Origin of the sequence: Phytopseudomonas punonensis, from assembly GCF_900142655.1 — a bacterium.
Classification (GTDB): Bacteria; Pseudomonadota; Gammaproteobacteria; order Pseudomonadales; family Pseudomonadaceae; genus Aquipseudomonas; species Aquipseudomonas punonensis.
Window position 1 is genome coordinate 1,000,772 of the sequence record NZ_FRBQ01000001.1, and the last position, 14,292, is coordinate 1,015,063.

8 protein-coding genes are annotated in these 14,292 nt (G+C 62.2%); 1 reads left to right on the top strand and 7 read right to left on the bottom strand.

The window, feature by feature from the left end; all coding sequences use genetic code 11:
- Positions 1-21: 21 nt before the first annotated feature.
- From BUC40_RS04535 to pilG, 7 genes are all read right to left on the bottom strand, one after another.
- A complete protein-coding gene (locus BUC40_RS04535; protein WP_073263877.1) occupies positions 22-1,044 on the bottom strand; it encodes a chemotaxis protein CheB in 1,023 nt (340 codons plus the stop codon).
- Complete coding sequence (locus BUC40_RS04540; RefSeq protein ID WP_073263022.1) at positions 1,041-8,561, bottom strand: Hpt domain-containing protein; 7,521 nt, start codon at positions 8,559-8,561, stop codon at positions 1,041-1,043. Before BUC40_RS04540 ends, BUC40_RS04535 begins: the two co-directional genes overlap by 4 nt.
- A gap of 14 nt (positions 8,562-8,575) precedes the next feature.
- The gene (locus BUC40_RS04545; protein WP_073263879.1) at positions 8,576-9,424 is read right to left on the bottom strand and encodes a CheR family methyltransferase; all 849 of its coding nucleotides are present in this window, start codon (positions 9,422-9,424) and stop codon (positions 8,576-8,578) included.
- A gap of 65 nt (positions 9,425-9,489) precedes the next feature.
- Positions 9,490-11,538: a methyl-accepting chemotaxis protein gene (locus BUC40_RS04550; RefSeq protein ID WP_073263024.1), complete on the bottom strand. Its 2,049-nt coding sequence runs from the start codon at positions 11,536-11,538 to the stop codon at positions 9,490-9,492.
- Positions 11,539-11,620: 82 nt separating this feature from the next.
- Positions 11,621-12,160, bottom strand: coding sequence for a chemotaxis protein CheW (locus BUC40_RS04555; RefSeq protein ID WP_073263026.1), 540 nt, complete (start codon positions 12,158-12,160; stop codon positions 11,621-11,623).
- A gap of 44 nt (positions 12,161-12,204) precedes the next feature.
- Positions 12,205-12,570, bottom strand: coding sequence for a twitching motility response regulator PilH (gene pilH / locus BUC40_RS04560; protein WP_013789448.1), 366 nt, complete (start codon positions 12,568-12,570; stop codon positions 12,205-12,207).
- A gap of 48 nt (positions 12,571-12,618) precedes the next feature.
- Positions 12,619-13,026, bottom strand: coding sequence for a twitching motility response regulator PilG (pilG, locus tag BUC40_RS04565; protein ID WP_013789447.1), 408 nt, complete (start codon positions 13,024-13,026; stop codon positions 12,619-12,621).
- 228 nt (positions 13,027-13,254) lie between these two features.
- Here pilG and gshB point away from each other — a divergent pair, with 228 nt between their 5' ends.
- Positions 13,255-14,217 (top strand): glutathione synthase, encoded by a 963-nt coding sequence (gene gshB / locus BUC40_RS04570; protein WP_073263028.1) that lies wholly within the window; start codon positions 13,255-13,257, stop codon positions 14,215-14,217.
- Positions 14,218-14,292: the final 75 nt, after the last annotated feature.

The window sequence follows — 14,292 nt, forward strand, 5'->3', positions numbered from 1 at the left end:
GGGTAAAAGAAAGACGACGGCCTAGCGGCATTGCTCGGCAAGGTGCTCGACCAAGGCGGCGGCCAGCTCTCGTGGCTCAGCGGTAAAGCTGCTGTAGCCACCTTCGCGCAGGCTGTCAGGCATGCTAGAGCAGGCGCAGCTGTCGGCCCGCTGGGTCCAGATGACCCCGCCCTGGCGTTTCACGTAGGCCGCGGCAGCACTGCCGTCACTGCCCATGCCGCTGAAGGCGATCACACCGCTGGCGGCGGCGTAACGCTGCGCCAGATTGAGCATCATCTGGTCTATCGACGGGCTGTAGGGCTCGGGCCAGGGACGGTTGACGACGCGCATCACACCGTCATCAGCGAAGGTCAGCTCATTGCTGATCGGCACGACGACCACTTCGCCGCAGCGCAGGGTGTCGCCATCACGCACCGTGCCGACCCGCCACTGGCTGTGCCGGCCAACGGCCTGGGGCAGCGTGGCTTCGAAGCTGGGATCGATATGCTGAGCGTAGAGAAAGGCGATCGGCAGGCCGCCAGGCAGCGCGTCGAGAAAGGCCTTCACCGCAGCCGGGCCGCCAAGCGATGCCGCCAACAGCCAGACCTGTTTGGCGGGCTCCCCAGCCTGCAACGTTGTGTTGGCGAGCACCGCCGGCAATTCGATACGCCCGGGGCGCTGCGCTTCGGTGAGCAGACCATCCAGACCGCCACCAGCAGTGGCCAGGGCAGGGTCGCCGACCAGCTTCTTCAGCTTGCCGACCAAACGGCGCTCCCAACGCGGGTAATGCTCGGAGCTGCGCTCCGGCGCATGGCCCTCGCCAAACAGAACAGGCACGTTGGAGTCGGCCAGCAGGGTATCGATCAGAGGCAGATCATCGGACTGCACCAGATCGACCAGCCACAGGTCCGCCTCGCAGGCCTGCAAAGCCGCGTCGTCAAGACGCGCCGGATCGTTGTTGAGTACCACCTGATAACCATTGCTGCTCAGGGCCTGCTGCAGCACATGGCGCTGCAACGAGGTATCGGCGATCACGGCAATGCGCGCAGCGTTGCTGGCACTCATGAGCGCTTCGTCCATTTCTCGATGGCGTCGAGCAGCAGCGACTCCTGATAAGGCTTGCCGAGGTATTCGTTGACGCCAATGCTCATCGCCCGATCGCGGTGTTTTTCACCGGTACGCGAGGTGATCATGATGATCGGCAGATCCTTGAGGCTTTCGTCGTGACGAATCAGGTTGGCGACCTCGAAACCATCCATGCGCGGCATCTCGATGTCCAGCAACATGATGTCGGGACGATGCTCCTGCAGTTGAGCGATGGCGTCGACACCGTCCTTGGCGGTCAGCACGTTCATGCCGTTACGCTCAAGCAGGCGGCTGGTGACCTTGCGCACGGTAACCGAGTCGTCCACCACCATGACCAGGGTTGGGCGCTCGACTTCAATCTCGGGCGCACCGGCATCAGCCGACAGCCGCGGCCGCACCTGATACTGCAGATGGGCATGCAACTCACGAATGGTTGCCAGCAGGTCGAGAATCACCACCACGCGGCCGTCACCGAGGATGGTCGCACCGGAAATTCCAGGCACGGTAGCGAACTGCGGGCCGAGGCTCTTCACCACGATCTCCCGCGAACCGGCCAGCGAATCGACCTGCACCGCGACCGTGTGATCGTTGGAGCGCACCAGAATCACCGGCAATGGCAGGCTCTGGCCGACCAGCTTGGGATGCTGGCCGTTATTGAGCAGATCGCCCAGATAACGCAGTTCGTAGGCTTGGCCGGCGTATTCGAAGCGCGGCGCATCCGGGCCGTAATAGCTTTCCAGCTCGTACGGCGAAACCCGCACGATACCTTCGATGGTGTTAAGCGGAATGGCGTACAGGTCCTCGCCGGAGAGCACCATCAGCGCGCGGTTGACCGACACGGTGAACGGCAGGCGGATACGGAAGGTCGTGCCTTCGCCTACGACCGAGTCGATACTCATCGAGCCGCCGAGCTGTTTGACCTCGGCGTTGACCACGTCCATGCCGACGCCGCGACCGGAAATCTGCGTGACCTTCTCGGCGGTGGAGAAACCCGCCTCGAGAATGAACTGCAGGATCTCGTGTTCGCCCAGGTCGGCACCGGCGTCCATCAGACCGCGCTCGATGGCCTTGCGGCGCACCGCATCGAGGTTGATACCGGCGCCGTCGTCGCTGAGCGTCAGCACGATGTCGCCGCCTTCGCGGCCCAGCTCCAGACGGATGCTGCCTTGCTCCGGCTTACCGGCCTTGCTACGCAGTGCAGCGCTCTCGATACCGTGGTCGACGGCGTTACGCAACATGTGTTCGAGCGGCGCGACGATGCGCTCCAGCACCGTACGGTCCATTTCGCCATCGGCGTTGCCGACGGTGAACTCGACCTGCTTGCCCAGTTCGCTGGCCACCTGGCGCACGATACGGCGCAGGCGTGGCACCAGGCGATCGAACGGCACCATGCGCGTGCGCATCAGGCCTTCTTGCAGTTCGGTGTTGACCCGCGCCTGCTGCAACAGCAGGGTTTCAGCATCGCGGTTACGCGAGGCCAGTGTTTCCTTCAGGTCCAGCAAGTCGGAGGCCGATTCGAACAATGCCCGCGACAGCTGCTGCAACTGCGAGTGACGGTCCATCTCCAGCGGATCGAAATCCTCGTAACCGGCGCGCTCGGCCTCGGCCTGGTAGCGGCTGAGAATCTGCGCCTGGGTTTCGGTATCGAGGCGGCGCAGCTGATCGCGCACGCGGTCGATGGTCGCTTCCATCTCGCTGAGGGTGAAGCCGAAGTCGCTGACCTGCTGCTCGACACGGCCACGGAAGATCGACGTTTCACCAGCTAGGTTGACCAGGCCTTCGAGCAGATCGGCCGGGACCTTGACCAGCTCCTGCGGAGCGCGCCGCGCAGCAGCTTCTTCAGCAGCCACTTCGGCACGCTGCACGAACGGCAGTACGCGGTGCTCAGTTGTTACGGATGGCTGCTCGCTGGCGGCGACGATAGATGTCACGGCGCGGGTAGGAGCCGCTTCCGGCTCGGCCGGGCGCTCGTCCTGCGGCTGCTGTTGCAGGCGCATACGCAGCTCGTCGAGACTCTTCTGCAGACCTTCGAAACCGGACTGCACATCGAGAAACAGGCTTTCCGGCCACGGCGCGCCTTGCGTCTGGGCTTCGGTCAGGTGCTGCTCAAGGTCATGGCTCTGGTCGCCCAGTTGCTTCTGACCGGCCAGGCGCGCACCGCCCTTGAGGGTGTGCAGAATGCGCAGCAAGTCATCAATGCAGCTGGCGTCGTCACGGCGCTCTTCCCAGCGACCGATACCGGCTTCCATGGCTTCGAGCAGGTCGTCGGCTTCTTCGAGGAAGATATCGAGGATCTCGTCACCATCGGCATCGAAGGCTTCTTCCGGCGCAACGCTCAACGGCACAGCCCGGGGCATGCTCAGCTGCTCGTCCGGGTTGGCACGTAGGCGGCGAATGGTCTCGATCAGCTCGTCGCCATTCGGTACCTGGCGCTGCGAACGAACGGCATCGAGCATTTCGGCGAGGCGGTCGTGACAGGCATGCAGCAGCTCGAACAACATCGGGCTGGGGCGCAGGCGGCCGTTGCCGAGGTCTTCATAGAGAAACTCGAGTTCGTGAGCCAGATCACCGATCTCACGGATTTCGGCCATCCGTGCGCCACCCTTGAGGGTGTGCAGATCGCGCTGCAGCGACTCCAGATCGAGGCTGTTGTCGACGTCATCCATCCAGTGCGTCAATGCGGCGCCGGCGCTGTCGATGATGTCGAAGCCTTCTTCGAGAAAGATCTCGACCAGCTCGGGATCGCGGTCGCTGTTTACCGTTGCCTGAGGTTGCGCAAGCGGCTCATCGCGCACGACTGGCGCTTCGACAGGCAACTCCTCTTGGGCCGCAGGTTGCTCGGGCTCGGCGTCGAGCCAAACTTCGGGCTCGATGAGCTCGGGAGCTTGCGGCTCGACCTGCTGTTCATCCTGCCCACCACGCTGGCGGAACTGGCGAATGGAGTCGACGAGCTCATGCGCATGCTCAGCAGGCTGACGCGCCTGCAGGCTGGCGAGCATGCCCGCCAACAAGGCATGGCCCTGCTGCAGGCTTTCGGTGGCAAAGGAAGAAACACCGTAGCGGCGATCCACCAGGCCTTCGTAAAGGGCTTCAAGCTCGTGGGCCAAACCGCTGATCGGCTCTACGCCGGCCATGTTGGCACCGCCCTTGAGCGTGTGCATGTCGCGCTGCAACGACGACAGCACGCTGCGATTGTCCGGCTCTGCGAGCCAGCGCTGCAGGTTGCCGGCGGCGCTGTCGAGAATGTCTACCGCCTCTTCGAGGAAGATCGATTCCAGCTCGTTATCAGCCAAATCGTCGGCAACAGGTGCGCTTGGAGCGAAGTCTTGCGGTTCGTCAGCGATCGCTTCCTGCAGAGCGCGAGTCGCTTCCTCCAGCTCGACCACCTGTAACCCGGGCACATCGCCGGACAGCAGCGCCAGCTTGGCGGGGTCCAGAGCCTCATCGAACAGGGCGCGCAAGGCAGCCACTCGTTCAGGGCTAGCACTGACTTCGAGGCCGGCAGCGACCTGATCCATCATGCTGACCAGCGCCTCGTGGGCCTGCTCGACCTCGTCGAAGAAACGCTCGCTGACTGCCAGGCTGCCGTCTTCGACAGCGCCGTAGACGTCCAGCAATGCCTCGCACAACTCATCGATCTGTGGCAGCTCGGCCATTTCTGCGCCGCGGCCGAGGGTCGTCAGCTCTTCCAGCAGGGTATTCAATTCCTGGCGCTCGGAAGGCTGCTGGCGCCAGCTGCGCAGCAGGTCTTCGGCGTCCAGCAGGATATCCATGCCTTCAGCCAGGAAGATGCTGATCAACTGCGGATCACGGCCTGCCCCATTCTCATCCTGACGTTGGCTCTGCGCATCATCGAGACGCTGTTGATGCAGTTGCTGCACGCGCGCCAGAAACGCTTCGGTGCCAGGAATCGGCTTCAGCGGCTCGCTTTCCAGCTGGGCCAATCCCTGACGGAACAGGGCCTGCGCTTCGACCAGCACTTCGGCTTCGGCCAGATCCAGCGGCAGCAGGTTGGCCTTGAACTCCTTGACCATCTTCTCCAGCGGCGCAGCCACTTCCGCAATCGGCAGGATACCCGCCATATAGGCGCTGCCTTTGAGCGTGTGCAGGGCGCGCTGCAGATCATCGGTCACCGGCTGCGGCATTTCACGGGCGCAGTCGTCGAGAAAAGCGGCCAGGGTGTCGAGGTGGGTTTCCGCCTCGTTGCGGAAGATTTCCAGCAACTGCGGGTCAAGCCCTGCGTGATCTTCAATCGCCGGTGCGGCAGCCTCGGTTTCGCCCACGGGCTCGGCTACCGCAGCAGCCGGGGCGTCATGCTTTGGGAGACTAAGCCCCTTGGCCAGCGCGTGAGCGTCGGCGGCCAGGCGATCGACATCATCGCGCTGGCGCTGAGTCTGGGTAGCAAATTCTTCGACCAGTTCAGGCGTCAGCTCGACGACCTGATTGATCACCTGCTTGACCTCGGCACCCGGCAGGATGCTGCGGTCGAGCACGCGGTTGAGCAGGTTCTCGATGGACCAGGCCAGCTCACCGATAACCAGAGCACGCACCATACGGCCACTGCCCTTGAGGGTGTGGAAGGCACGGCGAATCTCGGTCAGTGCCTCGCGATCCTCGGTATCGGCACACCAGCGCGGCAGGAATTCGGCGATGGTTTCCAACACCTCGCCAGCTTCCTCGATAAAGACTTCACGTAACTCTTCGTCGATCGGCTCTTCATCAGCGGGCGGTGGCAGCAGGCTCGGCGGCACATCCAGCGCGGGCGGGTTGATCGCCTGCACCGGTGCAGCCATCACGTCGGCCATCGACAGGGCCTTCTCTGTCGCGGGCTCCTCAACGACTTCCGGTTCGGGCAGACCAGGTAGCTCGACTTCCGGCAGTTGCAGATCGGCGAGGTCGACCTCGTTCCACTGCGTATCGGTGTCGGCGTCGAAATCCAGCGATTCGAGTTCCAGCGGCTGTTCTTCGAAACCCTGAGGAGGCAGATCCAGCGGCGGCAATTCGGCAGCTGTCGGCTCAATCTCGGTCAGGTCGAGGCGGGTATCCAGCTCGTCGAGTGACCACAGCTGTTCTTCACCGGCGCCAACTGGCTGCTCTGACAAAGTCGCTGGTGTAGCGGGCTGTTGATCGTCGAAGTCGAATGACCACTCCTCGTCAGCCAGCGACGCGGGTTGCTCGCCAGCAGGCACAGGTTCGATGAGTTCCAAAGGCTCTGCGGATAGGAGGATTGAATCGTCAGGCTGCGTGGCAGGCGCGACATTACTGGGTTCGCCCAGCAGATCGTCATCATCCAGCGACCAAGCGTCGTCGGCGACCGATGCCTTGGCATCGGCGTACGGATCATCACCGAGTTCACCCAGATCGACGCTATAAAGGTCGGACTCCGAGGCGCTTTCGATTTGCTCAGGCGCCAGTGCCTGAGGCTGCTCATCCGCCAGCGACCAGCTGTCGTTCGCGTCCGTGATCGTCAGCTCGGCATCAACAGCCTGCTCACCGGGCTCGATGACCTCGGTCGAGAGCGTAGGCAAATCATCGGGCTGAGCGGCAAGCGGTTCCGGCTGCTGCTCATCCTGGGGCCACTGCTGATCAGCCACGTCAGGGCTGCCTTCGAATGCCTCGGGGACAATCGGCGCCGGCTCCTCAGGAGCCGGCTCGTCCAGAACAGGCAGCTCGTCTTCAGGCTGCTCTGCAGTAGCATCCTGCGGGGCGCTGTCGATAGCAGGCGCAGCCAGCACGTCGATATCGTGCAGCGGATCATCCAGAGGCGCCGGCTCATCAACGACAGGGGCTGCGTCGAGAATCGACGGCTTTTCCTGCAACGGGTAGCCGAGCGCACCGAGGCTTTCCTCGGCGACGTCAAGAATCAGGTCGCCCTGGCTAGCGTGATCCTCGGAAAGGCGCTCCAGGTAGTACTCCACGCTGGTGATCGCATCAGCCAGCGTGTCGAGGTTCTGCCAGTTCGGCACGGCCTTGCGGGCCAGCAGCTGTTCCTGGATGTAGCGATTACAGGCGTTGAGCAGCGCAGCGGCACGCTCGAGCGGGATCATCGCCAGTCCACCGCGCACTTGGGTCAGCAGTTCCGGAACACGGGCCAGATGGTCGTGATTCCACTGCGAAGCGATGAACTCGATGATCGCGTCCTTGGCCTGTTCCAGGCCAGTGCGCGCTTCCTTGATCACCAGTTGGTGGATCTGCCCGACATCGGTGGTCGGCAAGTGGCTTTCTTCGCGCTTGTTGCCATCGCTCTGGCCGACCATGCCGGTCAGCGTCGCTTCGACATATAGCAGCGCGCCGGCGATATCCATCAGCACGGCATCGCTCGGCGACTGCGTACCTTCGGTCAGCGCACGCACCACGTCGATCTGATCGACGATGACCTTGCGCGGCTGGGCAAAGCCGAGCACGGCCAGGGTGTCGGCGATCTGCTTGAGCGGCACCAGCAGGGCTTGCAAGTCGGCGACCTGGCCGCGGTCGCTGCGCACGAACAGGTCGAGGCTGTCCTTGACCCGCACCAGTTCTTCACACAGCGCGCCCACCACCGAACGCATGGCGTCGCGGTCAGGCCCAGCCAGGCGCGCACGTTCCTCATCGACCACATCATGGTCGGGCAGCGCTTCATCAAGGTTGTAACGCTCGCGCAACGCCTCGTTGCGCGGCGATTGCACAGAGGCCTTGGCAACGTAGAACAGCAGGTTCTTGGTGAGTTCGTCCGGGGCGCTCTGGTTGATACCATCGGCGCCTTGCTCGGTGAGGCGCTTGAGCTCTTTATCGACCTGGCGCAGCAGCGTGCGCACGGACGTGCCGTTGGCGATGCTGCCGTTGGAGAGCCCTTCGACGACGCCCGAGGCGATCTGCCAGAGCGACTCAAGTGGCGAGTTCTTACACAGGGTTTCCAGGCGGGCGAACACACGCGCCATGTAACCGAGGTTGGTGTCCATGTCCTGCTGGCGAATGACGCCGACCAGCGCCACCTGCAGCATCTGCCGAAGCTTGCGCAGCAGCGCCGGCAGTTCGGCGGTGCGCAGCTGGGTCAGCGACTCGGGCGAGAGCGCTGCAGCGCGGGCGGACAGATCCGGAGAGAACAGGCTGGTTTCCGACAGCAGCTTCTCGCCCCGCGCAGCGCGCAGGTCGTTGAGCAGCGGCAGTACCACCATGGGCAGGTCGCGGCGTGCGGTCTGAATGCGATCCAGGTAGACCGGCAGTTGCAGGATGGCCTGCATCAGCACTTCCAGGGCTTCGCCCTGGTTGGCGACGCGGCCATCGATCAGCGCCTGGGACAGGTGCTCCATTTCCTCGGCGAGCAAAGCCGCGCCGAAGAACTCGACCATCTGCAGAGTGCCGTGAACCTGATGCACGTAGGTCTGGCAGAAACGCATGCGTGTCGAATCCTGCGGATTCTCGACGAACGCCTCCAGTGCCTGTCGCGCCTGCTTCAGGGTTTCCGCGATTTCGCCCTTGACCCACTCCAGGGCGACATAGTCGTGCCGATCACCCATACACACTCCGTCTCTTAGCCCTTGCGGGTATACGCCAGCACTCGCTCATCGGCCACCGGAACCATATCCGGGTGCTGCCAGCCGACCACTTCACCCACTCCGACCACCAGCAAACCACCCGGCGCCAGGCACTCGGCCAAGCGGTTGAGGATCTCGCGGCGCCGCCAGCGGCGAAAATAGATCAGCAAGTTCTGACAAAAAATAACGTCCATGCCGGTCATTGGCGCTTTGTCCAACTCCAGCACGTTGAGCCTGGCGCAACACACCCGTGCGGCCAGTTCTGGCAAAACCTTGAAGCGTCCATCGCCCTGCTGCTCGAAATAACGCGCGCGCAGGTCTTCATTCATAGCTTGCAGCCGGCGCGTGTCGTACAGACCATCACGGGCCTTCGCCAGCGCGCTGCGGCTGATATCGGTACCAGTTACCCCGAATCGCCCCTCAGCGCCTAGCACTTCACTGGCACCAATAGCCAGCGAGTAGGGTTCTTCACCACTTGAGCAACCCACACTCCAGATCGCCAGCGGCTTATCCAGCCCTTTCTCGCCACGACTGGCGACGTAAGCCTGATAAACCTCAAACGAAGCCGGGTGGCGGTAGAAACGGGTTTCCTGGACGGTCAATCGATCCAGCAGGTTCGCCCACTCCACCGCGCCGCGTGGGCCATCGGTGACCTGCCGGTAATAACTGGCGTAGTCAGCGATGCCCAGCTCGCGCATGCGCGTACTCAGGTTGGTCTGCAGAAAGATCCGGCGCTGTTCGTTGACCACCATCCCGAGGCGCGACTCCAGCAGCTGCTGCCAGTCGCGAAACTCCGTGGCGGACATGTCCGCCAACGGCTGCAAGGCCCAGACGCCTGACTGCATGTTGAAGCCCTCGCTCGAGCACGCGACCGCCTGGTGCATTGCTCAATGCGCCAGACGGCAGGCGATCACGCCTGCTCGCCGTCGTTTGGCAGGGTAAAGCCGGACACCGAATTACGCATTTCACTGGCCATTTTGGCCAGGTTACCAATGCTCTTGGCGGTGGCGGTGGTACCCGAGGACGTCTGCGAGGTGATCTCCTGAATCACGTTCATCGTGTTGGAGATATGGCCCGCAGACGAAGCCTGCTGACGCGCTGCGTTGGAAATGTTCTGGATGAGTGCGGCGAGGGTCTTGGATACCTTCTCGATCTCCTCCAGCGACACACCAGCGTCCTGCGCCAGACGAGCACCACGTACTACCTCGGAAGTGGTCTGCTCCATGGAGATAACCGCTTCGTTGGTGTCGGTCTGAATGGTTTTTACCAATGCCTCGATCTGCTTGGTTGCGCCCGAGGAACGTTCTGCAAGGCGCTGTACCTCGTCCGCGACCACCGCGAAGCCTCGGCCTGCGTCACCGGCCATGGAGGCCTGGATCGCGGCGTTCAGTGCGAGGATGTTGGTCTGGTCAGCAATGTCGTTAATCAGGCTTACAATGTCACCGATCTCCTGGGACGATTCACCGAGGCGCTTGATTCGCTTCGAGGTGTCCTGGATCTGCTCACGGATGTTATCCATGCCGGTGATGGTGTTATGTACGACTTCGTTGCCCTTGTTGGCGATGGCTACGGAACGCTCCGCTACCGCGGAGGACTCCGAGGCGTTCGCCGATACCTGGTCAATCGACACGGCCATTTCGTTGATCGCGGCAGAGGCACCGGCGATTTCCTGGGCCTGGTGCTCGGAAGCTTCGGCCAAGTGCATGGCGGTGGCCTGGGTTTCCTGAGCAGCGCCGGCTACCTGTACGGCGGTCATGTTGATCGTCGCTACCAGGTCACGCAGCTGGTCGATGGAGTAGTTGATGGAGTCGGCGATGGCACCGGTGAAGTCTTCGGTTACCGTCGCTGCTACGGTCAAGTCGCCGTCGGCGAGGTCGGCGATCTCATCGAGCAGACGCAGAATCGCGGTCTGGTTACGTTCGTTCTTCTCGGCAGTTTCGGCCAGTCGACGGTTGGTCTCCTGCACCATCACCAGGCCGATGATCAGAATCGAGCCCAGCGCCAGGGCGCCCAGCACGTAACCAGCGATGGTGTTCAGCGAACGACCGTCGGCCAGGCCTTCGAAGCCTTCGGACAGGGTCGAAGCCTTGTCGAGCAGGGTTTGCGACACGGTAAAGATGGTGTTGGCCGACTCACGAACCTGGAACAGCTCTGGCGAGGTTTCGAGAATTTCGTCCACGGAACCGGAAATGAATTCGAACAGCTCGGAAATCTCTGCCAGGCGATCGAGGGCTTCCTGATCGCTGACCTTGGTGATTTCCATCGCCGCGTTGCCTTCCTGCATCGCGCTCAGTACGCGGCCGAACAGGCTAGCGTCGCGGCCGAACATGTCGGCGGCCTGCACCGAGTCCTGATCACCGGCGAGCACCTTGTTCACCGAGCCGAGAATACGTTCGGCCAGCAGCGACTGACGCTGGGCAACCGACACCTGGGCAGCGGGCGCGCCGCTTTCCAGCAGGATGTCGACTACCTCTTCGTACTCGACCTGCAGCTGTGGAATGGTTTCGGCCAGGGTGGCAGCAACCTGGTGCAGCGACAGAACGGTCTGCTCGCTGGCCAGGATGGCGTCGGCGTTCTGGCGCAGCGCATCCCAGTCTTGCTGCACGGCGGTCATCTGCGCCTGTACATCAGCGGGCGCAGCGGGCAGGCCGGTCTGTGCATCACCGTCGGTTAGGTAAGCCCAACGCTTCTGGAAATCGTTGCGGGCGTCGCGCAGCAGGGCGAAGGCTTCGGGCTTGCCCGCAGCGGATTCGGTGGCATCCTTGGCGATACGCTGGGACAGTACGCGCAGCTCGCCCGCATGACCGAGGTACTCGGTATCGTGGTTGGTCTGCGTATTGATGTAGGCAAAGTTGGCGAACAGCATCACGATCGAGACGATCAGGACGACGAACAGCCCAGCCACGAGTGCGCCGACCCGTGTCCCCGCCAGTACGTTGTTGGAGATTACTTTTTTCATTATCTGGCCCCCGCCTGGACCCTACCGCACTTCGAATTCCATATAACGTCAGAAGGCTGGCTACGCCGCCCCCACCGAAAAGCTATCTATATGCCACGTCAATAAACTCTGGAGCCTGGGCCAGCGCATGAGGGCTGAACACCAACCAGGGCTGCTCGCGCTGGAACAAACCATGAATGAATGGCTGGATGGATGCCTCGAGCGCCGGTAACTGCTCGGAAAAGGTATCCACCGCAAAATGCTGCATGCCGAACACCTCGTCGACCGTCAGGCCCGCGAAGATGTCCTGATGATCGACCACCAGCACCCGCCGCTGCTTGCGCAGGGGCGACAGCTCGCCGCCGAAGAAGCCACACAAGTCCATCACCGGCAGCAATCGTCCGCGCACGTTGGCCACGCCCTTGACCCAGCTTTTCACACCGGGCAGCAAGGTGTGCCGTGGTTCGTGCAACACTTCACCGACCTCACCCATCGGTGCCACGAAGTACCGTTCGCCCATACGAAAGCCGATACCGCTCCAGGTCTGCACCGCCACCTGCTGCGACGGCAAGCCAGCTGCCATCGCACGGCAGCGTTGCTCGATACCGAGAAGGATCTGAAAGGGGGTGCGTGTCTCTGACATGCCTGTCGTGACCTTCTTGTTTTGCTGTGTCGCGCTGCGCGGCCTTAGCCGGCGAGCACCGCGTTAAGTGTTTTCAGCAGCGTAGCTTCGTCCACCGGTTTGGTCAGGTAGTCCTTGGCGCCCTGGCGCTTGCCCCAGACCTTGTCGGTTTCCTGATCCTTGGTGGTGACGATGATCACCGGGATGTGGCTGGTTTCGGCATCTTTGGTCAGCTGGCGAGTGGCCTGAAAGCCATTGAGGCCTGGCATGACGATGTCCATCAAAACCACATCGGGCTTTTCCTGGCGCGCCAGAGCAACGCCATCAGCGCCGTTTTCGGCCTTGAGCACCTGATGACCATGCTTTTCCAGCATGGCGGTCAGCTTGTACATTTCGGTCGGTGAGTCATCAACAATCAGAATTCGAGCCATGATGTTTTCCAATACATGAAGAAGAGGCGGTTGTAGCGACAGCTGGCGTCAGGAGGCTTGCTCGACCGGAGAAAACTCCGGCACGTGGGCCTTGATCGCGCCGAGCAGCTCTTCCTTGCTGAATGGCTTGGTCAAATATTGATCAGAACCGACAATGCGCCCTTTGGCCTTGTCGAACAGGCCGTCCTTGGACGACAGCATGATAACTGGCGTGGACTTGAAGGCACTGTTGTTCTTGATCAACGCGCAGGTCTGATAACCGTCGAGACGCGGCATCATGATGTCGACGAAGATGATGCTCGGGTGGGTATCGGCGATCTTCGCCAAGGCGTCGAAGCCGTCCACCGCGGTGATCACATCACAGCCCACCTTTTTCAGCAGGGTTTCCGCTGTACGACGAATCGTCTTCGAGTCGTCGATCACCATCACCCTCAAGCCTTCCGAATGCTGTTCCATGTCTGCCCTGCCACCACTTCGGTGAGTCGTTGTATTACGCCATATCCAGTGCGCCGGAGGCCCTGAAATCAATGGGCCCGGCCCATCGCTGGGCCTTTTTAGCACACTCTCTACATGCAAACCATCAGCCTGATCACCCTTGACCATCAGCCTTGTCAGCGCCACCCTTGGCGCCCACCCCTGCTACCTTCGCGGCTGCCCTGCACCGCCCTCTACGGAGATACTTCAATGAGCGTTCGGCTCGGCATCGTCATGGATCCCATCGCACAGATCGCCTACAAGAAGGACAGCTCGCTGGCCATGCTTCTGGCTGCACAGGCCCGCGGCTGGAACCTCTTCTATATGGAACAGAAGGATCTCTACCAGGCCGCCGGTGTCGCCCGGGGCCGTACCCGCCCCCTCAAAGTGTTCGCCGATCCGCAGCACTGGTTCGAGTTCGGGGACGAGCAGGACATGCCTCTGGCCGAACTGGATGTGATCCTGATGCGCAAGGATCCGCCCTTCGATAACGAATTCGTCTATTCAACCTACCTGCTCGAACAGGCCGAAGAGGCCGGCACGCTGGTAGTCAATCGGCCGCAAAGCCTGCGCGACTGCAACGAAAAGTTCTTCGCCACGCGCTTTCCGGAGTTCACACCGGAAACCATTGTCAGCCGCAGACCCGACATTCTGCGCGATTTCGCGCGACAGCACCGTGACATCATTCTCAAACCCCTCGATGGAATGGGCGGATCGATGATCTTTCGTCACCGCGAGGGCGATCCGAACCTTTCGGTGATTCTCGAAGCCCTAACTGCCCACGGCAGCCAGCAGATCATGGCGCAGCGTTATCTGCCCGCCATCCTCGACGGCGACAAACGTATTCTGATGATAGACGGTGAACCGGTGCCGTACTGCCTGGCGCGCATTCCGGCTAGTGGCGAAACCCGTGGCAACCTGGCAGCCGGTGGCCGCGGCGAAGCCCGCCCGCTCACCGAGCGTGACCGCGAGATCGCGGCAGCGGTAGGCCCGAGCCTGCGCGAGCGGGGCCTGCTGTTCGTCGGCCTGGATGTGATCGGCGACCGCCTCACCGAGATCAACGTCACCAGCCCGACCTGCATTCGCGAGATCGACGCAGCCTTCGATACCCGCATCGGAGAGCAATTGATGGACAAGATTGCCGAAAAGCTCAATGCGCGGAGTGCTTCATAGACTTTTGCAAATCGCCTCGGCAGACTGCGCGGCAACCTAGGGTCTGCTGACGTTCCAGCATGACCGTGCCGAAAC

What these genes read in the sequence shown, in the direction of transcription:
- gshB (WP_073263028.1), top strand. Translation starts at nt 13,255, where the DNA reads ATGAGCGTTCGGCTCGGCATCGTCATGGATCCCATCGCACAGATCGCC.
- pilG (WP_013789447.1), bottom strand. Translation starts at nt 13,026, where the DNA reads ATGGAACAGCATTCGGAAGGCTTGAGGGTGATGGTGATCGACGACTCG.
- BUC40_RS04540 (WP_073263022.1), bottom strand. Translation starts at nt 8,561, where the DNA reads ATGGGTGATCGGCACGACTATGTCGCCCTGGAGTGGGTCAAGGGCGAA.
- BUC40_RS04555 (WP_073263026.1), bottom strand. Translation starts at nt 12,160, where the DNA reads ATGTCAGAGACACGCACCCCCTTTCAGATCCTTCTCGGTATCGAGCAA.
- BUC40_RS04545 (WP_073263879.1), bottom strand. Translation starts at nt 9,424, where the DNA reads ATGCAGTCAGGCGTCTGGGCCTTGCAGCCGTTGGCGGACATGTCCGCC.
- BUC40_RS04550 (WP_073263024.1), bottom strand. Translation starts at nt 11,538, where the DNA reads ATGAAAAAAGTAATCTCCAACAACGTACTGGCGGGGACACGGGTCGGC.
- BUC40_RS04535 (WP_073263877.1), bottom strand. Translation starts at nt 1,044, where the DNA reads ATGAGTGCCAGCAACGCTGCGCGCATTGCCGTGATCGCCGATACCTCG.
- pilH (WP_013789448.1), bottom strand. Translation starts at nt 12,570, where the DNA reads ATGGCTCGAATTCTGATTGTTGATGACTCACCGACCGAAATGTACAAG.